General features: G+C 29.7%; 33 protein-coding genes and 1 pseudogene. 11 read left to right on the top strand and 23 right to left on the bottom strand.

The features are described 5' to 3' along the window. Positions 1-490: 490 nt before the first annotated feature. Positions 491-1,528 (top strand): 2,3-butanediol dehydrogenase, encoded by a 1,038-nt coding sequence (locus CD032_RS03440; RefSeq protein ID WP_019467783.1) that lies wholly within the window; start codon positions 491-493, stop codon positions 1,526-1,528. 135 nt (positions 1,529-1,663) lie between these two features. Here the strand turns inward: CD032_RS03440 and CD032_RS03445 are convergent, their stop codons facing one another. The 4 genes from CD032_RS03445 to CD032_RS13645 form a co-directional block, all read right to left on the bottom strand. Next, positions 1,664-2,038: a hypothetical protein gene (locus CD032_RS03445; RefSeq protein WP_019467784.1), complete on the bottom strand. Its 375-nt coding sequence runs from the start codon at positions 2,036-2,038 to the stop codon at positions 1,664-1,666. 7 nt (positions 2,039-2,045) lie between these two features. Then, a complete protein-coding gene (locus tag CD032_RS03450) occupies positions 2,046-2,570 on the bottom strand; it encodes an acyl-CoA thioesterase (RefSeq protein WP_019467785.1) in 525 nt (174 codons plus the stop codon). Positions 2,571-2,679: 109 nt separating this feature from the next. After that, positions 2,680-3,567, bottom strand: coding sequence for a cidABC operon transcriptional activator CidR (cidR, locus tag CD032_RS03455; RefSeq protein ID WP_019467786.1), 888 nt, complete (start codon positions 3,565-3,567; stop codon positions 2,680-2,682). 86 nt (positions 3,568-3,653) lie between these two features. Beyond that, positions 3,654-3,848, bottom strand: a complete 195-nt coding sequence (locus CD032_RS13645) for a hypothetical protein (RefSeq protein ID WP_133171610.1) — start codon at positions 3,846-3,848, stop codon at positions 3,654-3,656. A gap of 1,220 nt (positions 3,849-5,068) precedes the next feature. On the opposite strand from CD032_RS13645, the gene CD032_RS03470 reads away from it, so the two are divergent. Together CD032_RS03470 and CD032_RS03475 are read left to right on the top strand one after the other, a co-directional pair. Beyond that, positions 5,069-5,413: a winged helix-turn-helix transcriptional regulator gene (locus CD032_RS03470; protein WP_103211180.1), complete on the top strand. Its 345-nt coding sequence runs from the start codon at positions 5,069-5,071 to the stop codon at positions 5,411-5,413. A 208-nt stretch (positions 5,414-5,621) separates the two neighbouring features. Further along, positions 5,622-6,230, top strand: coding sequence for a recombinase family protein (locus tag CD032_RS03475; RefSeq protein ID WP_103211181.1), 609 nt, complete (start codon positions 5,622-5,624; stop codon positions 6,228-6,230). 136 nt (positions 6,231-6,366) lie between these two features. On the opposite strand, the gene CD032_RS03480 is transcribed toward CD032_RS03475, so the two are convergent. Next, positions 6,367-7,152, bottom strand: coding sequence for a hypothetical protein (locus CD032_RS03480; RefSeq protein WP_103211191.1), 786 nt, complete (start codon positions 7,150-7,152; stop codon positions 6,367-6,369). A gap of 157 nt (positions 7,153-7,309) precedes the next feature. Between CD032_RS03480 and CD032_RS03485 the strand changes: the two genes are divergently transcribed. Together CD032_RS03485 and CD032_RS03490 are read left to right on the top strand one after the other, a co-directional pair. Further along, positions 7,310-7,648 carry a hypothetical protein gene (locus CD032_RS03485; RefSeq protein WP_103211182.1) on the top strand — a complete coding sequence of 113 codons (339 nt, stop codon included), beginning with the start codon at positions 7,310-7,312 and terminating at the stop codon, positions 7,646-7,648. Between the two features lie 4 nt (positions 7,649-7,652). Further along, on the top strand, positions 7,653-7,838 hold the full coding sequence (locus CD032_RS03490; RefSeq protein WP_103211183.1) for a helix-turn-helix transcriptional regulator: 186 nt from the start codon (positions 7,653-7,655) through the stop codon (positions 7,836-7,838). Between the two features lie 137 nt (positions 7,839-7,975). Here CD032_RS03490 and CD032_RS03495 read toward each other — a convergent pair whose 3' ends face one another. The 4 genes from CD032_RS03495 to CD032_RS03510 all read right to left on the bottom strand — a co-directional run bounded on the left by CD032_RS03495 (position 7,976) and on the right by CD032_RS03510 (position 10,733). Beyond that, positions 7,976-8,272, bottom strand: coding sequence for a hypothetical protein (locus tag CD032_RS03495; RefSeq protein WP_103211184.1), 297 nt, complete (start codon positions 8,270-8,272; stop codon positions 7,976-7,978). Between the two features lie 2 nt (positions 8,273-8,274). After that, positions 8,275-8,574 (bottom strand): DUF2089 family protein, encoded by a 300-nt coding sequence (locus CD032_RS03500; protein ID WP_103211185.1) that lies wholly within the window; start codon positions 8,572-8,574, stop codon positions 8,275-8,277. Positions 8,575-8,802: 228 nt separating this feature from the next. After that, entirely contained in the window at positions 8,803-9,630 is an 828-nt protein-coding gene (gene yidC / locus CD032_RS03505; RefSeq protein ID WP_103211192.1) for a membrane protein insertase YidC, read from the bottom strand. Beyond that, entirely contained in the window at positions 9,630-10,733 is a 1,104-nt protein-coding gene (locus CD032_RS03510) for a helix-turn-helix domain-containing protein (protein WP_103211186.1), read from the bottom strand. Before CD032_RS03510 ends, yidC begins: the two co-directional genes overlap by 1 nt. A gap of 511 nt (positions 10,734-11,244) precedes the next feature. Between CD032_RS03510 and CD032_RS03515 the strand changes: the two genes are divergently transcribed. Then, a complete protein-coding gene (locus CD032_RS03515) occupies positions 11,245-12,276 on the top strand; it encodes a PIN domain-containing protein (protein ID WP_103211187.1) in 1,032 nt (343 codons plus the stop codon). A gap of 395 nt (positions 12,277-12,671) precedes the next feature. Here CD032_RS03515 and CD032_RS03520 read toward each other — a convergent pair whose 3' ends face one another. The 7 genes from CD032_RS03520 to CD032_RS03540 all read right to left on the bottom strand — a co-directional run bounded on the left by CD032_RS03520 (position 12,672) and on the right by CD032_RS03540 (position 17,635). Next, a complete protein-coding gene (locus tag CD032_RS03520; protein ID WP_103211188.1) occupies positions 12,672-13,478 on the bottom strand; it encodes a RipA family octameric membrane protein in 807 nt (268 codons plus the stop codon). A 13-nt stretch (positions 13,479-13,491) separates the two neighbouring features. Then, entirely contained in the window at positions 13,492-13,878 is a 387-nt protein-coding gene (locus CD032_RS03525; RefSeq protein WP_103211189.1) for a TIR domain-containing protein, read from the bottom strand. 461 nt (positions 13,879-14,339) lie between these two features. Further along, positions 14,340-14,504, bottom strand: a complete 165-nt coding sequence (locus CD032_RS13055) for a hypothetical protein (RefSeq protein ID WP_155762606.1) — start codon at positions 14,502-14,504, stop codon at positions 14,340-14,342. A gap of 38 nt (positions 14,505-14,542) precedes the next feature. Next, positions 14,543-15,268, bottom strand: coding sequence for an MFS transporter (locus tag CD032_RS13595; protein WP_307725473.1), 726 nt, complete (start codon positions 15,266-15,268; stop codon positions 14,543-14,545). 139 nt (positions 15,269-15,407) lie between these two features. Continuing rightward, positions 15,408-15,701 (bottom strand): hypothetical protein, encoded by a 294-nt coding sequence (locus CD032_RS13600; RefSeq protein ID WP_307725474.1) that lies wholly within the window; start codon positions 15,699-15,701, stop codon positions 15,408-15,410. A gap of 55 nt (positions 15,702-15,756) precedes the next feature. Beyond that, positions 15,757-16,170 (bottom strand): universal stress protein, encoded by a 414-nt coding sequence (locus CD032_RS03535; RefSeq protein WP_001836859.1) that lies wholly within the window; start codon positions 16,168-16,170, stop codon positions 15,757-15,759. Between the two features lie 13 nt (positions 16,171-16,183). Beyond that, positions 16,184-17,635: a SulP family inorganic anion transporter gene (locus tag CD032_RS03540; RefSeq protein ID WP_065367574.1), complete on the bottom strand. Its 1,452-nt coding sequence runs from the start codon at positions 17,633-17,635 to the stop codon at positions 16,184-16,186. A 114-nt stretch (positions 17,636-17,749) separates the two neighbouring features. Between CD032_RS03540 and CD032_RS03545 the strand changes: the two genes are divergently transcribed. Then, a complete protein-coding gene (locus CD032_RS03545; RefSeq protein WP_081288862.1) occupies positions 17,750-18,292 on the top strand; it encodes a recombinase family protein in 543 nt (180 codons plus the stop codon). Between the two features lie 306 nt (positions 18,293-18,598). Here the strand turns inward: CD032_RS03545 and arsC are convergent, their stop codons facing one another. The 6 genes from arsC to arsD are packed head-to-tail and all read right to left on the bottom strand — an operon-like array spanning position 18,599 to position 24,334. Continuing rightward, a complete protein-coding gene (gene arsC / locus CD032_RS03550; protein WP_002509695.1) occupies positions 18,599-18,994 on the bottom strand; it encodes an arsenate reductase (thioredoxin) in 396 nt (131 codons plus the stop codon). A 17-nt stretch (positions 18,995-19,011) separates the two neighbouring features. Then, positions 19,012-20,304 (bottom strand): arsenite efflux transporter membrane subunit ArsB, encoded by a 1,293-nt coding sequence (gene arsB, locus CD032_RS03555; protein ID WP_002509694.1) that lies wholly within the window; start codon positions 20,302-20,304, stop codon positions 19,012-19,014. Further along, on the bottom strand, positions 20,304-20,618 hold the full coding sequence (locus tag CD032_RS03560) for an ArsR/SmtB family transcription factor (RefSeq protein WP_002509693.1): 315 nt from the start codon (positions 20,616-20,618) through the stop codon (positions 20,304-20,306). The genes arsB and CD032_RS03560 overlap by 1 nt, the downstream gene beginning before the upstream one ends. Beyond that, entirely contained in the window at positions 20,615-22,279 is a 1,665-nt protein-coding gene (locus CD032_RS03565; protein WP_046466206.1) for an FAD-dependent oxidoreductase, read from the bottom strand. The genes CD032_RS03560 and CD032_RS03565 overlap by 4 nt, the downstream gene beginning before the upstream one ends. Continuing rightward, complete coding sequence (gene arsA / locus CD032_RS03570) at positions 22,279-24,006, bottom strand: arsenical pump-driving ATPase (RefSeq protein WP_172459293.1); 1,728 nt, start codon at positions 24,004-24,006, stop codon at positions 22,279-22,281. Before arsA ends, CD032_RS03565 begins: the two co-directional genes overlap by 1 nt. Continuing rightward, positions 23,987-24,334, bottom strand: coding sequence for an arsenite efflux transporter metallochaperone ArsD (gene arsD, locus CD032_RS03575; protein ID WP_019467779.1), 348 nt, complete (start codon positions 24,332-24,334; stop codon positions 23,987-23,989). The genes arsA and arsD overlap by 20 nt, the downstream gene beginning before the upstream one ends. Before the next feature lie 284 nt (positions 24,335-24,618). Here arsD and CD032_RS03580 point away from each other — a divergent pair, with 284 nt between their 5' ends. From CD032_RS03580 to CD032_RS03595, 4 genes are all read left to right on the top strand, one after another. Then, positions 24,619-24,813, top strand: coding sequence for a hypothetical protein (locus CD032_RS03580; RefSeq protein ID WP_002509689.1), 195 nt, complete (start codon positions 24,619-24,621; stop codon positions 24,811-24,813). A gap of 49 nt (positions 24,814-24,862) precedes the next feature. After that, complete coding sequence (locus tag CD032_RS03585; protein WP_013730044.1) at positions 24,863-25,183, top strand: ArsR/SmtB family transcription factor; 321 nt, start codon at positions 24,863-24,865, stop codon at positions 25,181-25,183. A gap of 89 nt (positions 25,184-25,272) precedes the next feature. Then, positions 25,273-26,157, top strand: coding sequence for a permease (locus CD032_RS03590; RefSeq protein ID WP_013730045.1), 885 nt, complete (start codon positions 25,273-25,275; stop codon positions 26,155-26,157). A 13-nt stretch (positions 26,158-26,170) separates the two neighbouring features. Continuing rightward, entirely contained in the window at positions 26,171-26,305 is a 135-nt protein-coding gene (locus CD032_RS03595) for a hypothetical protein (protein WP_019467780.1), read from the top strand. A gap of 117 nt (positions 26,306-26,422) precedes the next feature. Here CD032_RS03595 and CD032_RS03600 read toward each other — a convergent pair. Then, positions 26,423-26,857 (bottom strand): annotated as a pseudogene (locus CD032_RS03600) (DUF536 domain-containing protein); the annotation flags it as partial. Between the last annotated feature and the right edge of the window lie 54 nt (positions 26,858-26,911).

Raw genomic sequence — 26,911 nt, forward strand, 5'->3', positions numbered from 1 at the left:
AGCAAGTTAAGCGAACACTGACATGATAAATTAGTGGTTAGCTATATTTTTTACTTTGCAACAGAACCTTATTTTCTTATTGGCTAAATAATCGTGAGAAGTAGTTTAGCGACGACATATAGCTAATACACCAAAAAGAGCCAGATAACTATTCGCAGTAGTTATCTGGCTCGGTGTTTATCATGTTAGTACACTATTTGTTATCTAAATTGTAACATCATAGTGCATAGGAATGCAAAATTAAGATCTATATACTAGGATAAAATAATAAAAAGAGTATTATAGGATTACTAATACTCTTTTTATTTTCTTTTTTTATTTATTTTTAGTGAAACGATGAATATATTAATATGTATTTAGATATTTTTAATTTTAAGTACACTTTATTCATATAATAATTTAGAAAAAAATATATTAAAAGATTAATTTATTTGAAAACAACTTTTAAAAGGAATACTATTAAATTAACTAAATCAAGGAGGTTTTATCAATGAAAGCAGCAGTTTGGTATGGCCAAAAAGATGTACGAGTTGAAGACCGGAAATCTAAAGAGTTACAAGAGAACGAAGTGAAAGTTAAAGTGTCTTGGGCTGGCATTTGTGGTACAGACTTACATGAATACTTAGAGGGACCCATATTTATTTCAACAGATAAACCAGACCCTTTTCTTGGTCAAAAAGCGCCTGTTACATTAGGCCATGAATTTGCGGGCGTAGTAGATGATATTGGTTCTAAGGTTACACAGTTTAATAAAGGCGATCGTGTTGTGATTAATCCTACAGTTTCAAATCGTAAAAAAGAAGAAGATATTGATCTTTATGATGGTTATTCATTTATAGGCTTAGGTTCTGATGGTGGATTTGCAGAATTTACGAATGCCCCAGAAGAGAACGTTTATAAGTTACCAGATAACGTTTCTGATAAAGAAGGCGCCCTTGTAGAGCCAACTGCTGTTGCAGTTCAAGCAATCAAAGAAGGTGAAGTTCTATTTGGAGATACAGTTGCTATTTTTGGTGCAGGGCCAATCGGTTTATTAACAGTAATAGCTGCCAAAGCTGCAGGTGCAAGTAAGATATTTGTTTTTGATTTATCGGAAGAAAGATTGAATAAAGCTAAAGCAATAGGTGCTACTCATACTATAAATTCTGGTGAATCAAACCCAAGTGATGTTATTAATAAACATACAGATAATGGCGTGGATGTAGCATTTGAGGTAGCTGGTGTAGCGCCAACACTTAAATCTGCTATAGACGTTACTAGAGCAAGAGGTACTGTTGTTATAGTGTCTATATTTGGTCATCCTATTGAATGGAACCCAATGCAATTAACTAATACAGGTGTAAAACTTACTTCAACGATTGCTTATACACCTACTACATTTCAACAAACAATAGATTTAATTAATGAAGGTAATTTAAAAGTGAAAGATGTTATTACTGATGAGATAGAGCTAGATGATATTGTGGAGTCAGGATTTGAAAAACTCGTAAACGATAAATCACAAGCAAAAATTCTCGTTAAGTTATAAAAATTAATAAAAGAGCCTCTCTAATTTAGGGAAGCTCTTTTATTAGCTAAAATATAGTTTGATTTAGTCAAGAAATTTGTGAGTTTTTATAATTCTTTTTATAATTCTTTAATCTAAGGATTGTTAATAAAGTTATTATTTAATAATTGTATTTTTAAATACAAAACTAGGTTCGGCACCTAAAATGATAAGAAATATTTGTGAGTATTTCACATTTTGGAATTTTAACATCATATCTTTAAAAATTACAAAATTACTATCTTTTTTAACTTTTTTAACTTCTTGTTCATATAATTTTAAAACAGATTCTCTTATTAAAGTTGGTCGCTTATTTTGAATAATTTCACGGTTATCTGAAAACATAAGTAATCCTAAATATTTATAATGGATACTTAATTGTCTTGTCAAACTAGCTATATATTCTAACTTTTCATACATATTAGGAAACTTGTTTTTTAATTTTTTCAAATCTAACTTAACTTGGTTTAATTCTTCCATTTCATTAATCATTTTATCACTACTCCAATTCCCATGGTTTATTGATATCAAGAGACTCAATTATATTTTTAGTTTGTGATCTTTTAATTTTTCGCATTTTAGCTCTTTCTTCGCCATCCATAAATAATAATTTTTCTTCTTTGGACTGAGGAGAGATTTTGGGTACTTTAATTGGTTTTTTCTTTTCATCCAAAGCTACAAAAGTAAGAAAAGCTATAGCAGCAATTTTTCTTTCTGCAGTGATCATATCTTCTGAAATGACTTTACAAAATATTTCCATAGACTTTTCTCCTGTATAAACTACATAAGATTCTATACAAACTGAATCAGATTGGGTGATTGGATATAAAAATTCTACTGAATCTGTAGAAGCTGTAACACATTCTTTAACTCTTGCATGTCTTCTAGCTGAAAGCGTTGCGTTATTATCAATTTTTTTCATCAACACCCCCCCAAATAGGGTATTATAATTGTTTAAATCATTAATTAATACTTGATCCGTACTGACAATTTTACTGTCACTAGGAAATTTATAATTTTCCATAAAAAACTCCCGTTTCTATAATGTTTATGTTCTAATTATAGAGCGAGAGTATATAAATATAAAATATCATTTTTTTATACAGCTATAAATTTCTCAAATACCTTTATATTTAATAGTTAATTAAGAAGTTTTCTTGGAGAAATTTAATCCAATTTTTTGTTAAAGAATCAACTATAATATCTTTTCTCCAAATAATGGCAAGTTCCCATTTCATGGAAGGTTCATTAATATCGATGGCTTTTAAATTATTATCTAATAATTCTAGTATTCCTTCGGGTAATATACATATTCCCAGATTATTTAATAACATTTCTTCTATGAAACTCCATTGGGTGGTTTCAAAAATCATATTAGGATTAAAGCCATAATCTCTACACGTATTTTTGATTTTATCGTTTAAATAGAAATCAGAATTAAATAAAATAAATTCTTGTTCTTTTAAATCTTCTATATTAACCGTTTTTCTTTTAGATAATTTATGATTTTTATGAACGACCAATTTTAATTTTTCTTCTAAAAAAGAGAATGTATTAAAGTTTTTATTATTTGTAGGCAGTACGGTAATCCCCATGTCTAAATCACCATAATATATATCGTTTTCAATTTTTTTACTACCATTTTCAAAAAGTTGAAAAGTTATATTAGGATACATTTCATGAAATTGTGAAATTAAGTTAATTAATATTCTTATATTAATAATAGTAGGTATTCCAATTTTTAAACGTCCTGTTTTTAATTCTAATAAATTACTTAATTCATTAGGGATATTATCATACATTTTAAGCATTTCTTTACATTGAAAAAAGAAAGCTTCTCCTGCGTCAGTTAAGTATATTTGATTTTTATATCTACTAAATAAGATTACTTCCAATTCTTCTTCTAATAATTTAATTGTATTACTAATTGTGGGTTGTGTAATAAAAAGACTAGCTGCTGCTTTGGTCATACTTTTTTGTTTTACAACTTCTACAAAATACTGCATATGTTTAAGTTCCAATAAATTTTCTCCTTTTTTATTATTCTGTATATCGATGAACGACTAAAACCTGTCTGTTCGGAAAATCTCTTCACCTGTAAGTTTTGTTAATCATATAGAAATTTGATTTCTCTTTGCTTGTGATCAGGTAATGAAGCTCTCGCACTTTTGTGGTCTCTTGCTCGTGAAGCTTCTAATCCTTTTTTAGGACTGTCACTTAACAAATTAACTTCGAGTTCAACGAATGTACTCATCGTGGTAAAGAATATCTTGCCGATCGCATCTTTCGTTAATACATTCATATCTATAGTATGAAATCAATACTGTTTTTAGCGAATCACTAAGATAACCCAATCAATTGTTCCGTTGTACGTCCAAAAGGATATAATTTATAGAGAACTAGAATATATCCTTCTCGTAAATAATCCCAAAACTTATCAAGTTCAATTCATTTCATTTTACGGTTACGTGCTTTCTTACTAAAGATACGTTCACAGCCATATTTCTCAAGTGTATCAATCTTTTTTGAACTTTTTCGAGAAACTATTAATGAAATCTAATTCTCGATGCAAATAAACACGTCTGTAAGCGTCTAAAAAACCAAGTTTTTAAAAATTTCCTTATTTAATTATTAATAGTTTCAAACGTTAATTCATATAAATCTTTATCGTCTAAATTAATGAACTTCCTCAATATTAACTCGATACCTGTTATTTATTTTGTTTCTTAGAGATTTAATTATAATAGATTATATTAATATGCATATTAGTTGTATAACTATTATTTTTATTATTTCTTTAAATTCTTCAAAAGCTTTTTATTAATTGGCATTAAATAATCTTTATCATTTCCATTTAAATAAACTTTTATATCTATATTTTTAGCAGTTACACCGCCTAAATTTTGTTGTTAAAAAAAGTAGTTACATAGTCAGAATCAGTTTGAGTTAGATTTCTTAATTTTAAACCTTTTCCTCCTTGTTCGATAATAACTTGATCGAATGCTAAGAATGGGATAAAAGAAATTTTAATTTGGCTGATTTGTATAATTACTGAAATGATATATAAAATTGTCATAATAAATGTTTTAATTTAATCAATTTCTTGTAAATATTTCTCAACAAATTCTCCTTTTGAAATAAGTAATAATTTAATTCTACTCTATCTCAACAATACAATCTATATTTGTTAATACATTTTATAGTATTTGATAGACTGGAATAAGTTTTATAGATTATTTCATAGTAAATTACTAATTAAGAAAAGGGGGTTAAATAAAGAGATTATGAGTATAGCGTTCACCATCATACATTAGTTCCTTTATTTTATAATAGGGTAGAGTCGCAAAATTACTTACTGTTGATTATATATAATACATTCTTTTTTTAAAGTTTTTAAAAGATCTTTTTTAGAAAGTTTATGTACTGTTAAATCAGTTATTTCAGACTATATATTATATGTTCATTATGGTATAATAAATTCGAAAATACAATACTGACAAATATGTCATTGAGGAGAAGAAATTGTTAATAGAATATAATAATAAATTATTTTACACTTCTAAAGATTTAGCTTTATCAGTAATTGGTGGTAGGTGGAAAATCCCTATTATTTATCATTTATTACAATCAGAAGTACTTAGGTTGAGTGAATTAGAAAAAAAATTACCAGATATTAATCAAAGAATGTTAATTAGACAATTAAGGGAGCTTGAAAAGGATATGATAATAAAAAGAACTATATATCCAGTAGTCCCTCCAAAAGTTGAATATCGATTAACTAGTGTTGGTTTGTCTCTCGACAATGTGGTCTATGGTATTTGTGAATGGGGAGATGAATATTTGAAATTAATTAATAATGGAAATTAGTTAATTTTTAAAAGAAGAAAATTGAACCGAACTTTATATAATCTCTTTCAGGAATATTGATATATTTTTATATTGATTAGTAGATTGATATAAATAGAGAACGACTCAGAGACATATAAATACACCCTAATAATACAAATTGAGTTATTGAAATTATCGCAATTAAAACGTATGATTAGGGTGTATATTAAATGCGGAGTGAAAATAAATGATTATAGGCTATGCGAGAGTATCTTCGATAGATCAAAACTTAGAAAGACAATTGGATAATTTAAAGACGTTTGGAGTAGAGAAAATCTTTACAGAGAAGCAATCAGGTAAATCAGTGGAAAATAGACCTGTATTTCAAGAAGCTCTTAATTTTGTAAGAATGGGAGATCGATTCGTTGTGGAGTCAATAGATCGTTTAGGACGTAACTATGATGAAATTATTGAAACTGTGAATTATTTAAAAGAAAAAGACGTGCAGCTAATGATTACAAGTTTACCAATGATGAATGAAGTGATCGGTAATCCATTATTAGATAAGTTTATGAAAGATTTAATTGTTCAAATTTTAGCAATGGTTTCAGAACAAGAGAGAAACGAAAGTAAACGTCGACAAGCACAAGGAATTCAAGTTGCTAAAGAAAAAGGCGTTTATAAAGGACGACCTTTACTTTATTCGCCAAACGCGAAAGATCCTCAAAAGCGTGTTATCTATCATCGAGTTGTCGAAATGTTAGAAGAAGGCAAAGCAATTAATAAGATTGCGAAAGAGGTTAATATCACAAGACAGACAGTTTATAGAATTAAACATGATAATGGATTATCTTGATAAATGGATTATCAATGCAAATGAGAGCTTTTCACAGCGTCTCAAAACTCATAATATATTATTGAATTAAGATTTTAATAACTATACAAGAAAAAAGAATGCGAATTCGCACTCTTTTTTCTAAACTAAGTATTTACTATTGTTCCTTTTGCTTATTTATCATGACTTGAATGTATAAAGCAATCCAAAGTTCGTGAGGATATGGTATTTGGGTATCATTTGCTTCAATTACTATATTGTGTTTTTCTCCTCTACGTCGAGTTACTAGATTTTTATCTAAATCAAAAAATGAACGTTGCGCTGTTAATATTTCATTATTTTCTTTTCCTGTTATAACTGTTTTAGTTGAAAAATAAGGGTTGCTAAACTTATATGTGTCGTTACTGCTTGAAAAAATATAGGGTGTTTGTTGCTTTATTCCTCCTTTTAACAATTTTATCATCTGTAACATGCCTACTTCTTCTTCATCAATAAAGACCCTATAATGGGGCCTTAAAGACCATAGTTTAGTTCTCTTTAAAATAATAGTGTGATCTACTGATGTAAGTTTAACACCATAGACAGGGAAAATATCAAATACACTTAGCCATTTTTGAAGATTATTATTAAAATATGGGGTCCATATTGCATCACTCATACCATGAACTTTGATATGTATACCATCGAATATGTACAATGGGGCTTGATAAAAATATTCCTTCTCATGTAAGTTAGGACTGTTTTCATATAATGTGAGTTCTTTTTTATATTTTCGTTTAGAGTAATGTCTTATCATAATAGTTCCCAATAAAATAACAATACTTGCTACCCAAAAAATAACGAATATCCATGGAGAAATAGAGTTATTAAAAACCCCCGTCATACTTCCAATCATGAATATTGTTACTAAAATTGTTTCAATAAATAAAACTAAAGCAGGCAATTTTATAACTCCTTTTAAAATAGTGAATGTTTTACTAAATGCAATATAACATAGTAAGTTTTTAAACACATTGATATGTAAAAAGTATTTGACATTTATTTCAGGGATATCTATACTCATAAATGTAAAAAGTATTTTACATTTATGAGGTGTTATAATGAATTTAATTCCTTTTATTGTTATTTTAATTTTTTCCTGTTTATGGACGGCTTTAACTAACAAATATTTACCTTCAGAAACATTAGATAAAAAAGGACAGCAAGATCGATACGATGAAAGACAGCGTAAAATGTTTATTGAGATACTTGCTAAAAGTTTTATTTGGATTGTATATTGTATGTTATTTACATTATTGCTTAGATTGATTGGTTTAACACCAAATCTTGAAAAAACTTGGTTTTCTCAATATCCAGAAATTTTCTTTATAATAGCTGCTATATTACTTATGGCTTTTAATTACTTTACTACAAATAAAAAATATACATCTAAAGGTTAAATTAATGAAAAATAGAATTAGAGAATATAGAAAACAAAAAGGAATTTCTCAAGAATCTTTAAGTAAAGAATTAAATGTATCCAGGCAAACTATTAATGCTATAGAAAACAATAAATATGATCCTACTTTGACATTAGCATTTAAGTTGGCAAAATTGTTTGATACAACTGTTGATGAACTATTTTCTTAATCATTCATTATCACAAAAAGAAAGTGCGAATTCGCACTTTCTTTTTGTGCAATAGTACTATTAAAATTTTGTCTCAATAGTTAATACAAATAATAACTCCACCACTTTTGTTAAGGTCATTAGAGTCATCTTAACTTTTATTTTAAATCTTTGCCTATCATTTTATCTAATTCTCTTTGTTCTTTCTTTTTATTATCTTTTTGAGCGCTATCCCACTGACCTAATAAGAACAATAAACCTATTACACCGAAAATAAGAGTTCCCCAAATACTTAATCCCAATTTACCTGTCGTATATAAAACGACTAATGCTACTATAAATAAAACAGGGACAATTCCGCCTATTATCTTATTTCCTGTCTTAGATAAAAAATACTGTATAGCAAATAATACTGCGTATAAGATCGCTGGTAAAAATGTTAATAAATTACTCAAATTCACTCAATCTCCTTTTCCTGACTATATATTTCTAATAATTGTTTAGCGTCATTCAAATTTAATTTTTCTTCGATGGCTAACTTCCTCACATAATTAACTAATGAACTTTCTTCATTATCTTTTGTAGATTCTATTCGTTCTATCACACTATCTAATCTATTTCGCACAGTTGGATATGACACTTCATAATACTTAGCTAGTGCTTTTAGTGATCCAGAATTAACAACAAAATTTTTAACAAATTCAAAATCTTCTTTTTCTAAATTCATCATCCATTTAGGAATATCATTATTATTCAATATATTCACTCCCTAAATGTAAATTATCATAAAGTTTAATATTATTCAAATTTACTTTAATATTATTTAATTGAGCATTTACTTTTATTAGTTATAATTCATAATTGTTGAATAACTATCGAAAAAATATACTTAATTATCATAATCATTATAGAATCAGAAGGTATATTAAAAGAGACTCCTTATCGAAATAAGAAGTATCTTAATTGTTTCAAAATCATTTTTAGCCTAATTATATTTAGCAACCTTTTTATTGCTTTCTAATTTTTTCTTCAACTGATCAGCCTCTTTTATAGCTAATTTAGCATAGTATTTATTTGAAAAGAACATTTGGATAATTAAAAGGGCTGCATTAATCGTCCAATATAGCCCTAAAGCCGAAGCTGAGGTGATTGAAATATATATGATGAATATCGGAGAAATAATTGCCATGATATAACCCATAGAACGTTGTTCTTTGGGAATGTTTTCCATATTTATTAAGGGTTGTATAATGTACAAAATACCAGCAATTATAGTAATCCAAATATCAGGCTGTGTTAAATTAAACCAAAGAAAATCAGTATGTTCAGTTAAACCACCACTCGAAGGCCATTTTAATGAAACGTACAGTCCAAATAAAATAGGCATTTGTATAAGTAATGGCAAGCATCCTAGCATTGTCTTCATAGGATTCATATTGTACTCTTTATATATGTTCATCATTTCTTGATTCGCTGCCATTTTTTCTTCTTGCGTATTCGCTTTTTTTATTTTCTCTTGTATCTTAGTTAATTCGGGTTTCACAATTTCCATTTTCTTACGCATCAAATGCCCATTTTTAGATTGAGCTAACATGAACGGTAACATGATAATTCTAACGATTAACACGATTGCAATGATTGCTAATCCATAATTATTATCAAATATATAACCTAACCAATGTAAAAGATGGTCCATGGGTACTGCAAAAGTATGATAGAAAAACCCATTTCTATTTTCTGACTTTGAATAATCACAAGCTGAAAGCAAAGTGAAACTTAATAATAGTAATGCTATTAGTTTTTTTCTATGTATCAATTATTTTTCATCCCTTTGTTATATATTCTGTACACATCTTCTTGTATAGATTTAAAGTTATCCAAAGCCATAAAATCCTCATTTTCTAAAATCCTAGAGCTTGCTGTATTCAAAGTATTTTCATAATTTGCTGGCAATCGATTTTCTAATGGTAAAGTGTTTAGCCATTCGTCAATTTCATTAAAAAATTCATCTTTTTGATAAACAAAATCTTGGGTCAAATAATCAAAGCATTGACAATACTGCTTCAAATATTGAATAGTTTTATTATCATCATTTTTAACATAATATAATGCAAATTTATGATAGCAATTCATACTTAAGTGTGGATACAAATAATCCACATTAAAAGCTTTATTTATATAATGAAGCTTAGACTCTAAAGATTCTATAGGAACAGAATATAAGTCACAAGCAAGCATTAAAGCAAACTCATGCATATAAATCATGAGAGATTGATACATATCTGTCTGAATTACATTTTTTGCTTTTGTAATATTACCTTTTTGTAAATAAGCTAAAGTTAAGGTAGCATTTTCACCAATTTTTAAATCAAAATCAGGTGTATTATCTATAACTGATGAATAGTCACCTTCAAACATATACATTAATGTTTGATATCCTTGTGCATGTCTTTTCCAATATATAGATTCCGAGTTGTCCTCTGTCGTTTTAATTATTTCATGCGCTAATTTTGTTGTTTCTTTTACTTGCATTTCATTCTCACAATACAAAATATTATTTGCCAAGATGCCTAATAATGAATTGAGAAACTTAAATTCATTGCAATGACTTATATAATAATCTCGCACTGTAGATATATATTCCTCATAACTCGTTCTATTGATCATCTTAGATAATGATATAGATATTGTCTTTATTTCTTCATCTGTCATCGTAATACTATAATTAAGCAAATCATCCACTGAAATGTTAAACACTTTTGCTAGTTTTGGTAGCATTGTAATATCAGGATAAAGTGTTGCATTTTCCCACTTAGAAATAGTTGTTTTTGTTGTATTAAGGTATTCAGCTAGTGTTTCTTGAGTCATTCCCCGTCTTAAACGTTCTTGTTTGATTTTTTTAGATAATTTAATCATTAATAACACCTCTTACCTTTAATGTTACTAGAAAATTTAAATAAGGTATATTTCTTATCTAACAACTTATAGAAACAAAGTTTCTACACAAGAAACAATAGTATGGTAAAAACCATCTCTTTTTAAAAGAGATGGTTTAAAAATTTTGTCTCAATAACGATCGTTTTTTTGAACTACTATTTTTAATTTAATTATTATTCTACCTTCATGAATTTCTGATAGTTGGTCTATAGTTTGTTATTATTATTGTAGAACAAATATTTACAAATAGAGATTATCCAATGATATCTTTTCAAATAGAACTTTAAGAGGTATAGAAAACGTAGGAAAGATACTTCTTCCTGACTTTGAAAAAAATATCTAATTATCTCAGTACAGTTACCTACAGTGGCAGAAAACTCTAAGTAACATGTAGAGGAAGATAATTTCAATATAGATAGAGAAGCTGTAGATTGGCCGAGTTATAAATTGAAAGTAATATCTCAAATCAAATGAAAGGAATGTTGAATATTTGTATAAGATTCTAATTGATACCTGTGTTTGGCTTGATCTTGCAAAAGATTATCAGCAACAAGCGACTTTAGATGCACTTGAAGAATCAATTCAACAAGGAAAAGTGGAGTTGATTCTACCAAGGACAATTATCGATGAATTTGAGAGAAATAAAGACCGTATCGTCGAACAAAGTGGACGAAGTTTATCTAGTACTTTGAAAAGAGTAAAGAAAGTAATTGATAAATTTGGCGATCCAGAACAAAAAATGGATGTGATAACTCAACTTAATGATGTTGATCATCGACTTCCTATGTTAGGTGAAGCTGCAGCTGATATGGTTAATCAGATAGAAAGATTGTTTAGTAGTACTCCCATAATTGAAATTTCAGATGCAGTGAAAATTCGATCAGCACAGCGTGCTATCGATAAACGAGCCCCGTTTCACAGACAACGTAATGGAATTGGTGATGCAATATTAATCGAGGTTTATGCAGATGCTGTCAGAGAAAAAGAAGTGGTGGAAAATCGTTATGTCTTTATCTCACATAATACTCATGATTTCAGTCATCAGGAGAAAAATAACAAACTACCGCACCCGGATATCGAAGAATATTTTTCGTCGGCAAAATCATTTTATTTTATAACTTTAGGTGAAGCATTAAAATATATTCAACCAGAAGAATTTGACGATCTAATGATTGAATATAATTGGCTTGAAGAACCAAGAAGACTGACTGAAATTATCGAAGCTATCGAAGAGCTTGGCACAAAAGTTTGGTACAATCGTCATCAGGTTTTAAGAGAAAAAGTCGAAGAAGGAATGATTCAAATTGTTGAAGAAGAAAACTTCCCAATCAAGAGCCATTCAACACGACCAATCCAACGCGATATTTGGGAAGGAGCGCTTAGAGCAGCTGAAAAAGTCGAAGAGAAATATGACTCGGAAGAGCTAATTCCGTGGGATGAATTTGAATGGGGAATGATTAACGGAAAACTCTCTGCATTACGATGGGTTTTAGGAGATGAATGGGATATGTTAGATACATAGTTTAAGCTTTTCTAACAATACTCTGTTAATCTGCAAATAGGTAATTACTGTAATCTTTTTATATTATACTATTCATCCCCCTAATCTATGTTGAAGGAGATTTGAGATCATGTATTCTTGAATCTTGCTCTTCAATTCTTCATATACTTTTCCATATTAAAAGGGATAGATGATGCGGCTGAACTAGCATCTTCTATCCCTTTATACTTTGGTACCTTCTTATAAATAAGTGATGTTATGTAAACTACGATAAAAAAATTGAATTAAAGTATGGGTCTCAGTATAGTACAAACTTATCAAAGCGAAATCTTGGTAGGAGTATCATGAGAAATATATAAATAAATAAGATCTATACTACAACAACTGTCACACACTATTGGATAATTAAAAAATTCTCACTTGCCCCCATAATTGTAAATAAACAAACTGACTGTAAGACCTATTATTAACAAACCAAAAAATAAGGGTACATTTTTTTCGGTTGCTGTAAATGATTTATATTTTTGGGGACGTAATCCTTTTCCGAGAGCCACCCATTCTGCTGAATAGATCTGTGCACCAAGATCTTTTTCTAAACGCAATATGACATCAAATTTAGCCTTATTAAGTTTCCCATAATTATCTATTAAATTACTCCATGACTTACAAAGAAGTAAAGTCACCACAGATAAGCCATATAGTATGCCAACAGTTTCATCCATCAAAACTCCCGATTGAACCAATAGACCAGCGATAGCAAGCAAACTACCAATCACTGTAATAAAGAAAGCATTCGTTTTTTGTCTTCTTTGAATTAACTGCTCCGATGATTGCACCATCATTTCATACAATTGGAAGCAATCGTCATTATTTTTTGAGAAGCATTCATCGAATTCTTCCTTAAAGTTATACTTTGAAATTAATTGTGAAATAGCAGATGTATTTTCACTATCAATATAAAATTCAATAATCTCTTTATTTGCTTCTTTCGCTTTTTCGATTTCCCATAGAGAGTTTTTAGATTCATTGCACGATTCAGGATTAAAAACAATTACAGCCTCTGCTTCATAAATAGCATTCTCAGCCTTTTGCTTCCACTTTTCCACTCCTGTGCTATTTAACAAAGTAGGTTCTAATTTCAAATTATGTTCCTTTGATAATTGTTTTAGTATTTCTTTAGCTTTTCCACTCTCTTTGAACCTATGAATTACAAATATTTTCATAGTTTGATTTCTCCTATCGATTCCCTTTGATTAATAATTTGAGATTGTCCCAAGTCCAATTATAAACTTTATCTGAAGCAAAGGCTGATGTTGGTTTAGTGCAATTTTTATTAGAATACGCTGCTAATAAAAAATATGGTTTATTCTTTTCTCTGGCGATTGATAACTCGCTAGCCACCCCTGTCGCCGTATGAGTTTTAGTTCCACAAAGAACTATTACTACATCAACATTGTCCATCCTCCTACGGACTTTTGCTTCCCAATCTCCAGGCAAATGTTTTTTTACAGAATTATCTTTAAATGTAAAAGGACTATCGGGAAATTTTGCTTGACCAGCTAACATTCTCCTCGCTCCTTCATCATTATCTATATCAAAACTAATAAATGCTCTCTTGTTCATTTATATTTCCTCCTCAACCTAAATTTTAAAAAGTGATTACGTTTATTTTAACATAAAGTAAATTAATGATTACGGCCACAAGATCTTACCACTTTAAGAACGGTTTGAAAACATTTGAAATAGATTAAAATAAACGTTCTTAAACATATAAAAATAGTTTACGAACGTTCAATATTTTGCATATACCTTTACGAACGTTATTCATTTATAATTAGAAAAAAATCTTCTGGTTAAAAAATTTATAGATGTGTTTTTCTCTCTTAAATTTTTGATTGATTAAAGTAGAGGCTAATCAGTCATGTATAATGTTGATTTCACAAGCTTTAAACTGTCACTTTACTTGCTATATGAGAATTACTTTACCTAATAAATGAGAAAAGCAACGTACATTTTACTAATGCACGTTGCTTTTCTATTAACGAATACCTATGCTAGCCTGTCTATTGCTATTCTCAGATATTTTAATATTGATTAATAACCTTATCCATATATCCTTCTTCTTTTATTCTTCGAATTTCATTATTACTCCATTCATGATCTATTTTCCACTCTTTAGATCGTTTAAAAATCAATAGATTGCCAAAAACAAACAACATTAAAATACATACTCCGTTGAAAAATTTCATAACTTCCCCCTTGAAAACCGTTCTTTCTATAGTAGATTTTAATAATTTTTAACTGGTTTTTTAGCTAATAATGCACAAACTAAACCAATTATAGGGAAAAGAATCATAATATAAATAGTTAATGAATAGGATTGGAAAATGTCATGACCTAGGCCTAATGGCAATGGACCTAAAGAGGAACCAATCACTAGCATAGTCGATCCAATTCCATTTATACTTCCTACATACTTACGTCCAAAGTAGTTAGCCCAAACAATATTGGTTCCGATTCTCTCTAGACCGTTCGCAATTCCCCATATGATTCCAAATAAAATAGCTAAAGAATAAGTTAATACGTTATTTAATAGTAAAAGAAGGCCTATCTCTATTATAAAAATAGTTAGTAGAATGTAATTCGTTTTAATTTTATCTGTAATAATACCTGAAACGAAAGACATTGGTATGCCGACTATTGCCATTAAGCTTAAAACTATAGCTGCAGATGACGCATTTAACCCGTTATCGTTAAATATTGAAACGATATGAAAGGTTATTCCTGTGTTAACCATTGAAGGAATACCAACGCATATTAATAACATCCAAAATGTGTTCGTTTTTGTAGCCTCTTTTAACGTCCAACTTTCTTCTAATATAGTATTATTATCTTTGCTGTTTTTATTCGTTGTAACCTTTTTACCATCAGGCAATAATTTAAGTTCTTCTAGTTTATTATAGGTAAATAACCATACTATAGGGATAAACAAAAGTAATATTAAAATGCCCAAAACTGCCTAATGTCATCATACTAAAAGCTAAACCTCTTTTTGTATGAACCATTGAGGAACAAGCGTGTTCGGTATTAATGTCATACTACCTTGACCAAAAAGTCTTATTAAAAAGAAACCAAGAAAAAGCATTAAAGTATTAGAAATTATGCTGTTTAAAAAACACGATAGAGCCAATAAACTTCCTTCGAACAAAATCATTTTTTTGTCCAAATTTATCAATAAAGCACCCTACAATAATCATCGTAAAACCAGCGATTAAAGTAGCTATAGAATATATTGAGGAAACTTCTGTACGGCTCCATCCAAATGTTTGAATATATTCATCAATAAATGCTGCGTTTGAATAAGTTTGGCCAGGGCCAGAGAAGAAAACAGTCAAACCAGCAATAAATACAATAACCCAACCATAATAGAAATTTTTGGTTTTCATCTAATATTCACCTCTAAAATAACACTCAATCCATGAAAAGATTGAGTTAGACAGACTATTTTACAATAACAACGGGAATTTCTGAACGTTTTGCTACTTTGTGACTGACGCTACCTAACACCATTTCTTGCAAACTATTTAATCCACGTGTTCCCAAAACAATAGCCTGAAATTCTCCACTATTTGCAACTGAAACAACTGTGTCCGCAGGAACACCATGTGCAATTTTCATTTCATATTTCACATTATGCTCTACAAATAACTCAGTGATATGAGAGAGTTTGTCTTCTCTTTCATTCGTCAAACTGGAACTTTGTTTACCATGTAAAACATCTGTTTTCGACTCCTCAACATCTACAACTGTAAGAATAGTAACAACAGTATTATCATCTATAAAATTTAAAACTTCTTTTGCTGAACGCAAACTATTTTCTGATCCATCTGCTGCTAATAAAATTGATTTATACATAAATAACGCTCCTTTAGTTTAAATGATTTTCATTTAGTTGGCTTAACTCTGAAACAATTTTACGACTATCTGAATTTAATTTTTCTACACGAACAATATTATTTTTTTCTTCGAATTTTCGTACTATCGTGTCAATTGCATCTACTGCTGAATCATCCCATAAGTGTGCATTATTGAAGTTTAATTCTATGGTACTATTTTCGATCTCAAAGTTTATTTGCTCCATCATAGAATCAATAGAAACAAAAAAGATTTGTCCTTTAAAAGATAACCGATTTATTTTACCGAACTCTTCAGAAATCACTTCTACCTTTGAAATTTTAGTAGCAAAGAATAAAGCACTGAAAACAACTCCTGCAACAACACCTAAAGCTAAATTATGTGTCATTAAAACAATAATCACTGTAATAAGCATAACGACTGCGTCCGTTTTTGGTGCTTTCTTAATATATTTAAAGGAATTCCAATCAAATGTACCAACAGAAACCATAACCATAATACCTGCTAAAATTGGCATTGGAACCTGAACTACAATTCCTCCAAGTACAATGATCATAAATATAAGTACAATACCCGCTGTAAACGTAGACAATCTACTGTTTGCACCTGATTTAACATTGATGACCGATTGACCAATCATGGCACAACCTCCCATGCCACCAAATAAACCGGTAATCATGTTAGCGATACCTTGGCCACGTGATTCTCTATTTTTACTACTATAAGTGTCCGTAGCATCGTCTACAATTTTAGCTGTAAGTAAGCTCTCAACCAAACCTACAATAGCCATAGATAAAGAGTAAGGGAAAATAATTTGAAGTGTTTCTAAATTAAAGGGAACATTAGGGATTAAAAAGTGAGGGAAAGCTTGTTTGATATTACCTAAATCTCCCACAGTTCTAACGTCAGAACCTGTATACATATAAAGGGCAGTCAACACAATAATCGCTATTAATGGTGCAGGTATAGCTTTAAAAAATCTTGGAATTATATATACTATGAGTAATGTTACAATTACATATATATAAGTTGAAATTGATATCCCAAAGATATGTTCTATTTGAGACATGAAAATCATGATTCCTAGAGCATTGACAAAGCCTATCATGACGGAACGAGGTATAAATTTCATTAGACGACCGACTTTGAGAAGTCCTAAAATTAATTGAATTAGGCCCATCAGTATAGTAGCAGCAAGGAGATACTCTACACCGTAATCTTTCACAAGTGGCACAACTAATAACGCAACTGCTCCAGTTGCACCCGATATCATCGCTGGTCTGCCACCTACAATAGCAGTTACGACAGCAATAATGAACGAAGCATATAAACCAACCATCGGGTCTACACCAGCAATAATTGAGAATGCTATAGCTTCAGGAATTAAAGCTAAGGCAACTACAATACCAGCAAGTATGTTTTTACCTGGCTGATTAAGCCATTCCTGTTTTAATTTTCCAACCATAATTTACTCTCCTTTTTTATTTAATTATATTTTAGATTATAACACAATAGTTTCAAATGTATACCCCTTAATGAAACTATATGTTACACTTTCTCTATAAGGTGGTGGAATTAAATGAAATACGGTTATATTAGACCTGTTATAATAAATGATGATGTAAACGAACAAAAAAAGAAAATCGAAACCCATACAAATGAAATTGTTGAAGAAATTCATGCTAATAATAAAAATAGAAATGAATTAGATGTTCTTTTAAGCAAGAAACTAGTGACGGGTGATAAGTTATATATTACGGATTTATGTATACTTGCAGATTCTACGAAGCATTTAGTAGATATATTAGATTATCTTTCACAAGAGGAAATATCTTTATATGTAATCAATTTAAATCGATATATTTATAAAGATATCAAAGGGGAATTTCTAGAAATATTACATAATATTACAGACTTTCAAAGTGACATCGTTAAATTTAGAACACGAGCAGGATTAGAAAATTACGCAAAAAAAGGAAAAACTTTAGGTAGACCCAAACGCGATGATAATAACCTTAGAGATGCTATTGAGATGTATATGAGCAAAAAATACACTTTAGATGAGATAAAAGAACAGACAAATATAAGTAGAGCAACCTTGTATCGTCATCTAGATAAATAAGAGGTGATGAACGTTGTTAAAACAAGATTTAGTGTATAATGTACTGTTATCGATTAGAGAAGAATAAAGTGTAGATTTTAAAACTTTAGATGTAAGCGAAAAATTTTTTTATTAGCACTTGAAAGCATAGCGAGGCAAGATTTAGCAAAAAATATAGAGTTATTCTACAATGGGTGTCTTCCTATATGTGGCACAACAATATATGCAGAACTAACAGAAAAAGGTAAGCAGCAAATATCATTATATAAAACAGAGGATAAGCATTGTTATATGTGCTTATCCTCTGTTTTTGAATTTTATATTAACTTAATTATCATAAAATTGCTTGATCTTTTGACCTATTTCATCTCTTACACGTTGAAATTCTGACCAAGATTTACCTGCTGGGTCATCAAAGCCCCAATGTTCTTTTTTTACATTAGGCGGGATGACTGGACAATTCTCATCAGCATCACTACAAAGTGTAACAACTAGGTCTGATTGTCTTAAAATTTTATTATCAATTAAATCAGAAGTATGGTTTGATATGTCAATATCCACTTCTTTCATAGCTTCTATCGCCTTAGGATTTACGCCATGCGTTTCGATACCTGCTGAGTAAACATTCCATTCTTCGCCGAGTATTTCTCTTCCCCAGCCCTCAGCCATTTGACTACGACAAGAATTACCAGTACATATAAAGTAAATTGTTTTCTTATCCATTTATTATTACCTCTCTTTTAAAAAATTATTAGTGTTAAATATAGACCTAATAGGGTTACAAATAAAACAGGGATTGTGATAATAATTCCGGTCTTAAAATAGGTTCCCCAAGAAATCTTGACACCTTTTTGAGTTAGTACGTGTAACCAAAGAAGTGTGGCTAACGAACCAATTGGTGTTATCTTAGGCCCCAAATCAGATCCGATAATATTCGCATAAATCATACCTTCTTTTAATATTCCTGTAGCACTCGATTGACCAATTGCTATTGCATCTATTAAAACGGTTGGCATGTTATTCATAATAGAGGATAGGAATGCAGCTACAAAGCCCATACCCATAATGCTGCTAAATAAGCCATAACTTGAAATGTTTGTTAGTACATCACCAAGAAGTGTTGTAATGCCCACGTTTTTCAAACCAAATACGACGAGATACATACCAATAGAGAATAAAACAATATTCCATGGCGCACCTTTAATTACTTGTTTCGTATGCACGGCTTTAGATTTACGCGCTAATAATACAAATATTAAAGCAATGATACCAGCAATAATGGATACTGGAATATTTATAAACTCACTTATTAAATAACCAATGAGTAATATACCAAGTACGATCCACGAGATGTTAAAAAGCTTTTTATCTTTAATCGCTTCTCTTGGTTCTCTAATGTTTACTGCATTAAATGTTTTTGGAATAGACTTTCTAAAATATAACCATAAAACAAGAATACTTGCGATCAATGAGAATATATTAGGTATAATCATTTTACTGAAGTATTCAATAAATCCAATATCGAAATAATCTGCGGAAACAATATTAACTAAATTACTGACAATGAGCGGTAATGATGTAGAATCAGCTATAAAACCACTAGCAATAATAAATGGAAATATCGCTTTTTTATCAAATCCTAAACTACGAACCATAGCTAAAACAATAGGCGTCAGTATTAAAGCTGCTCCATCATTTGCGAAGAAAGCTGCTACAACTGAACCTAATAGCATGATAAAGATAAACATTTTCAATCCGCTACCTTTTGATGCTCTCACCATATGTATAGCAGACCATTCAAAGAAGCCAATTTCATCTAATATGAGTGAAATAAGAATAACTGCAACAAAAGTTAAGGTCGCATTCCAAACAATTCCAGTAACTTCTAGTACGTCTGAAAAGCTTACAACGCCAGTGATTATAGCAACTACAGCACCAATTAATGCAGTAATACCAATATCTAGACCTTTAGGTTGCCATATAACAAAAATTAACGTTAATACAAATATTGTGATTGCTAATATCGTCATCATTAACACTCACCTTTCTCTACTGTTTCACATATACATGGGACAGTACTGGAACTCAATAGAGTCAGTCGTGATGTAACGTCATCCAATACGTCATGATTCAATTTGTATAAATTTTTATTACCATCTTTTCTGGATGTAATTAAATTATTGTCTTTTAATACTTTCATATGATGACTTAATGTGGGTTGAGAAAAAGAAAAATGCTCTAATAAATCACAAGCGCATAATTCACCACAAGATAACAAATCTAATATTTCAAGACGGCTACTATCAGCAATCACTTTCAAGTATTGTGATATCTCATTATAATTCAATTTTTCTTCTCCCTTTCTACTTGAAATCTTTTATATCGTTGATAATTTTTATTGCCACCTGATAAATTATATACTTGTTTAAAGCCTAAATTAATAAGTACGTTTTGTGCAGCATTACCAGTAGTACCTTTATTACAATAAGTCACGATTGTTTGATTTTCATCTAACGTTTTTGCATAACTTCTCAACGTTTTCAATGGGACGTTAATCGCTCCATCAACATGATCAACTTCAAATTGCTTTGGAGAACGTACATCTAAAATCAATAAATCATTTTTTTGTTTTACGACTTCTTCAGGCGTTATAATTTTACGTCCCCGAGTAATATTGTGACCAATCATCCCTGTATAAATAACAGGATCTTTAGTTGTAGAAAAAGGAGGTGCATATGCTAAATCTAAATGAAATAAATCTTCTGCTTTGGCACCAAATGTTATAGCAGTAGCTAGTACATCAATTCTCTTGTCTACGCCCTCATACCCAACTATTTGCGCACCAAGTAATTTAGAATTATTTTTATCAAATATAGCTTTAATTACCATTTCTTGACCTTGCATATATTCTGGACGATTCGGTTTCACATTGTGTAATACATCAATATCAATTTCTAACTCAACAGCTTCTTTTTCGGTTAAACCTGTCTGGGCAATTGTCATATCAAAGATACGGACAATGCCTGTGCCTAAAATGCCTTTATGTTCTAGATTTCCACCAGTTAATCGATCTCCTAAAATACGACCCATTTTATTTGCTGTAGAACCTAGCGGTCTATATATAGGATTACCAGTAATTAAATTATAACTTTCTGCTGCATCACCAATTGCATATATATGAGGAATATTTGTTTCCAAATACTTATTGGTTTGTATTGCTCCAGATTCTCCAATATTAATACCAATTTCTTTAGCTAATTTAGTATTTGGTGTGACACCAATCCCAATAATGATTAAGTCTGTATCAATTAATTCGCCAGTTTTTAAGCTGACTCTATTTATCGTATGATTCTCATCATAATCAATAATGTCAATTTCATTATAGGTATATACGTTAGCTTTATCTTCAATATATTCTTGAATCATAAAACTCATATCGTAGTCTAAATGAGGCATAAAAGTGTTACGTTGAACAATTGAAGTGTTGTAATTAGATAATTGTTCTAACATCTCTAAACCAATAAATCCACCGCCAACGATTGTTATATTCTGAACATCATGGTCATTAATATAATTATAAATTGCTTTGGCATCATTAATATTTTTAACTTTAAACACATTATTATATTCTTCGCTATTTAATTGAGGGAGTTCTTTAGGCGATGAACCTGTTGCTAATACTAATTCGTCATATTTTTGAATCATCTTTTCATCATTTACTAAATTAGTAACTGTTATTGTTTGATCACTATCATTTATCTTATTCACTTCATATTCTGTATAAATATCTATATTAAAGCGTTCTTTAAACCATTTAGCATTTCGTGGCGTGAGTTCATCAATATCAGATACATTACCTCCTATATAGTAGGGGATACCACATACGGAATACGAAATATCACTACCTTTATCAAAAACGGTAATTTCAACATCTTCACTATTTCTTCTTGCTTTAGCCGCGACACTCGTACCGGCAGCAACTGAACCAATGATTACAATTTTTTTCATTATGATAACCCTCCATAAGGTATGACAAAATAATTATCAAGACTTTCATTTTTAATCTTGTTTATCCAAATTGATTCATCTTCTTTTTTGTTACTAAAAAGGTCATCACGTTGATTTAGCGTAACTAACGATTGATTAACAACCCACCAATTATGGCCTATATTAGCTCTATTTAAATCTTCTACTAAACGTTTAGATTCTAAATAAGGTGTTTTTTCTGCTAGTGTTACGATTATCATCTGTGTTAAATTTTTATTTTGAATTTTGGGTAATAATGTTTCAACATTACTGGTAGTTTGAGTTGATTTTTTCTTTAGTTCTTTATGATGATTTTCACTAGAATCAAGTAACAGCAAGGTATGGCCTGTAGGAGCTGTATCTACAATTACGTAATCCATGTCTTCTTGATTCTCCATAATGTCACTAAAGGCTTTGAAAAATGCTATTTCTTCTGTACAAGGTGATTTTAAATCTTCCACAATATAATCAATATCGTCTTGTGGTGTATCATCATTCACTGTGGCTAGTATTTCTTTTTTATACTTTTCTAATGCTTGTTCTTCATCAATATAAGCAGTATTTAAATTACTTGTGGTTTCAACATTAATTTCTTTAGTAGGGTCAGTCGTTGCTAAAAGAATACGATGTCCTTTATTAGATAATGCTGTAGCTAATTGCGTTGCTACTGTCGTTTTACCAACGCCACCTTTTCCCATTGTAAATAAATACTGTACTTCACTATTTTCAATCTCATCTATTAATTTATTGAATTGTGGATGGTCTTCAACAATAAAGTTATCATTTTCAATTAAATTATCATCATTTAATAGATTAGATAAACTTTCTATACCTTCTGCTTTCTGCTTTTTATATGGAACGTAAAAGGCATGATTGTTATTTAACCATTCATTAAAATGGTTAATGTTTTTATCTTGTTCTAATTTCATTTGATTAGAAATTAAACCGTGACTTTCTTCTATATAGTTGTTAATGATTACTTTGAATTTAGAAATTGATAGTTGTTGTAATTCTTGTTGCGCTCTTTGAATTTCATATATAGAGGATTGGTTAGGTTTAGCAACTAGTACCATTGTCGTATCTTCTTGGTTGCGTAATTTTTCAAGTGCTGATTTATATTTTCTTCTATTTTCATTTAAACCCGATAGTTGACCTAAACAAGAAGCGTTATTACTCGTAGAATTTAAATAATCTGTCCAAGCAGAAGGTAATTCAAGCATTCTCAACGTATGACCTGTTGGAGCTGTATCAAATATAATGAAATCAAATTCTTGTTCTAAATTTTTATCAGATAAGAAATTAGTAAATTCATTAAATGCTGCTACCTCAACTGTACACGAACCACTTAACTGTTCTTTCATATCAGAAAGCACATCTTCTGGTAGAATGCCCTCATAAGGTTCTATAGCTTGTACTTTATAATCCTCTGCAGCAACAATCGGGTCAAAATTGGCAATAGAGAGATTAGGTATAGGTTGATATGTAGTTAATTTATTAGATAATTCCATTTGAAATACATCTTGTAAATTACTGGCTGGATCCGTACTTACTAGAGCAACTTTCTTTCCATTCTCCGATAAATTTAAAGCGATAGAACTTGATAGCGTCGTTTTACCAACGCCACCTTTACCAGTAAAAAACAGATATTTTGTTAACTCAACATTATTTAAATTCAATTTATTTAAGTATTTAACAGCATCCATCTCCACCACAGCATCCTCCATTTCTCATCTGATTAACCGTAATAATTTCATCAGCTTCCTCTTCGGTAATATAATTTCCTGTTTTAGCTATATTGCCTTCTATAAAAGTGATTGGTAAAACTTCATTACCTTTTTCTTGAATTAAACGAATAGCTTCTTTATTTTTAATAAATTCATTCGGATTATTACTCATATTATAACGTTGAACTTCTATTTGATTTTGTTTTAAATATTCATTGATTTGGTTCGTCTTTATTAGTGTTTCATCCGGTTCTGGACCACATACGCCAGTAGAACAGCACATAGCTTCTTCGTATATTTCAATATTTAACATTATACTCACCTCATTAATTATTTTACTACAATAGATTAACATCTATATAGATTAGTGTCTATGTATTGATTTGGATTTTTAAAATTTTACTTAATTTGAGTTTCTAATAATATAGCTAGGAAGAAAATATTTTTACTATTGCTGTGGAGCATGTCTAAGTTTATGTAAAATTATAGTTTTTTAATCTTGCAATAATGTATATATTGATTTATATTTAATATATCAAAAAAAGTTGATATATTAAATGGAATAAAATTATTTAGACAATAAGGAGGTGTGCCTGATTGCGAGTAAACCACGCAAGTACTTTATCTGTTGGTTACTTTGTAAGTTATTTAAATCTTGTTATGGTATCAAGAGAAGTCACTTTAAAAGAAGCTACAATATATATGGAGAAGGAGTTCTTTAAAGGTAATATTCATCAGTATGGTGAATCAACAGAAAATAACTACAAACAAGCAATACAAGAATTGAAATAAAGATAATATAAACTCTAATCAAATATTATAAAAAAGAGGTGTTCTTTTTATGGAAGTTATTAAAGCAAAAACTGATATGAATGAAGATCAACAATTAGATTTTTATGAAAACATGTTTAATGCACTTGCCGACAAAAACAGATTGAAAATACTAAATCAAATTAGCCAGAGTTCTAATAAATCATTATGTGTGTGTGATTTAGAAGCGTTATTAGATTTAAAACAATCTAAAATTTCTTATCATTTAAAAAAATTAGTAAGTGCACAGATTTTAATACCTGAAAAATATGGTACTTGGAACTACTACAAAATCAATGAAGCACAAATACAGATTGTTTTAAATGAAGATACTTGCTGTAAAATATTATAGGATTTATCTTATTACACATCATATTAATCAACTTTTTTAATTTATATATCAAAAAAAGTTGATTAAATAAATTCAGAGGAGTTATACTAATGACAGATTCAATCATAGAATTCATAAAAACATTTTTAATGTTATTTTTTGAATTGTTAGCATTATTTATAGTTGTAAGTTTTATTGTAAGTTTAATTCAACAAGTAGTATCAGAAGATAAAATACAAAAGCTTTTAAGCAAACCAAATAAAGCAACCAACTATATATTAGGAATGATTTTTGGTGCTATTACACCATTTTGCTCTTGTTCAACAATTCCTATACTTGCAGGTTTATTAAATTCTAAAGTTGCATTTGGTCCTGCAGTGAGTTTCTTGATTGCATCGCCATTAATGAATCCATTAATGATATTTATGTTATGGAGTTTACTAGGTTGGAAAGTTGCTGTTATTTACTTTGTTGTACTAGCGATTTTTAGTATTTTAATGGGTCTAGTATTTTCAAAAATGAATTTAGCTAAAACTTACAAAGGTGTAAACGTTAAAGGAGATGGATTTTTTGCTAATAAAACTGGATCTCGTGTTAAACATGCATTAAATGATGCTTGGGCATTCTTATATCCAATGCTTCCTTATTTATTTATTGGTGTGTTTATTGGTGCTTTTATATACGGATTTGTACCTGAAACGTTTATCACTAAATATGCAAGTGGAGATAGTAGTATATCCGTACTCATTGCATCAGTAATAGGTATTCCTATGTATATTAGACCTGAAACTATGTTACCTATAGCCGGAGCATTAGCTTCAAAAGGAATGTCTTTGGGAACGGTTGTAGCATTAATTATAGGTGGCGCAGGAGCAAGTATTCCTGAAGTTGTATTGTTATCTAAATTATTTAAAAAGAAATTTGTAATATCTTTTGTTATAGCAATTTTAGTCGTAGCTATTGCTACTGGTCTAATTGTTAACTTAATCATTTAAGGAGGTGAAGTAAATGGGTATCAAAGACGCATTAAAAAAATTAAAACCTCAAAAACAGTCATGTTGTTCAGTTGAAATTGAAGAGAAAACAGACAAAAAAGACGAAAATAATGAGAAAAAAGAAAACGGTAATAAAAATTGTTGCTAACATTAAAAAAGTTCTGTTTGATTTTGCATTTATTAACATAATCGATGATTATCAGAAGTTCAATCCACATAAAAAGACACAAGAAGTTTATAAACTTCTTGTGTCTTTTTAATAGAATTAGTTACCAAACAAGCGACTCCAAAATCCCTTTTTAGATGGTCGTTCGACCTCATCATTAGTATTAGGATCTTGTTTTTCAACTCGTTCATTTTCCTTCGCATTAGTTGATTGATTTATATCTTCATTCCTATTCTCTTCAAATATAACTTTAGGATCTATATCTTTATCTGTCGTTTGATTTTCCTCTTGTTGTTGATTATTATCTTTAGATTCTTCGGTAAATGTTGCTTCTTGCGCATTAACGTTTTGTCTATCATTAGAAGATGTATCAAAAGAATAATTAAGCTGTCTTTCTTCCTCTAATTGATTCTCTAATTTTTGAATCTTTTTATTACTTTCTAAAGCTAATACTTGTTGGTTTTCTAAAAGTCTATTCAGTGTATTTATCTGTTCTTTATCTCTATTTGACTGTTCTTTATATATATCTAATTGATGGTTCTGTTGCAAAGTAAAAAGTATAGCTAACCACTAATTTATCATATCAGT

Source organism: Staphylococcus cohnii subsp. cohnii (genome assembly GCF_002902365.1).
GTDB classification, from domain to species: Bacteria; Bacillota; Bacilli; order Staphylococcales; family Staphylococcaceae; genus Staphylococcus; species Staphylococcus cohnii.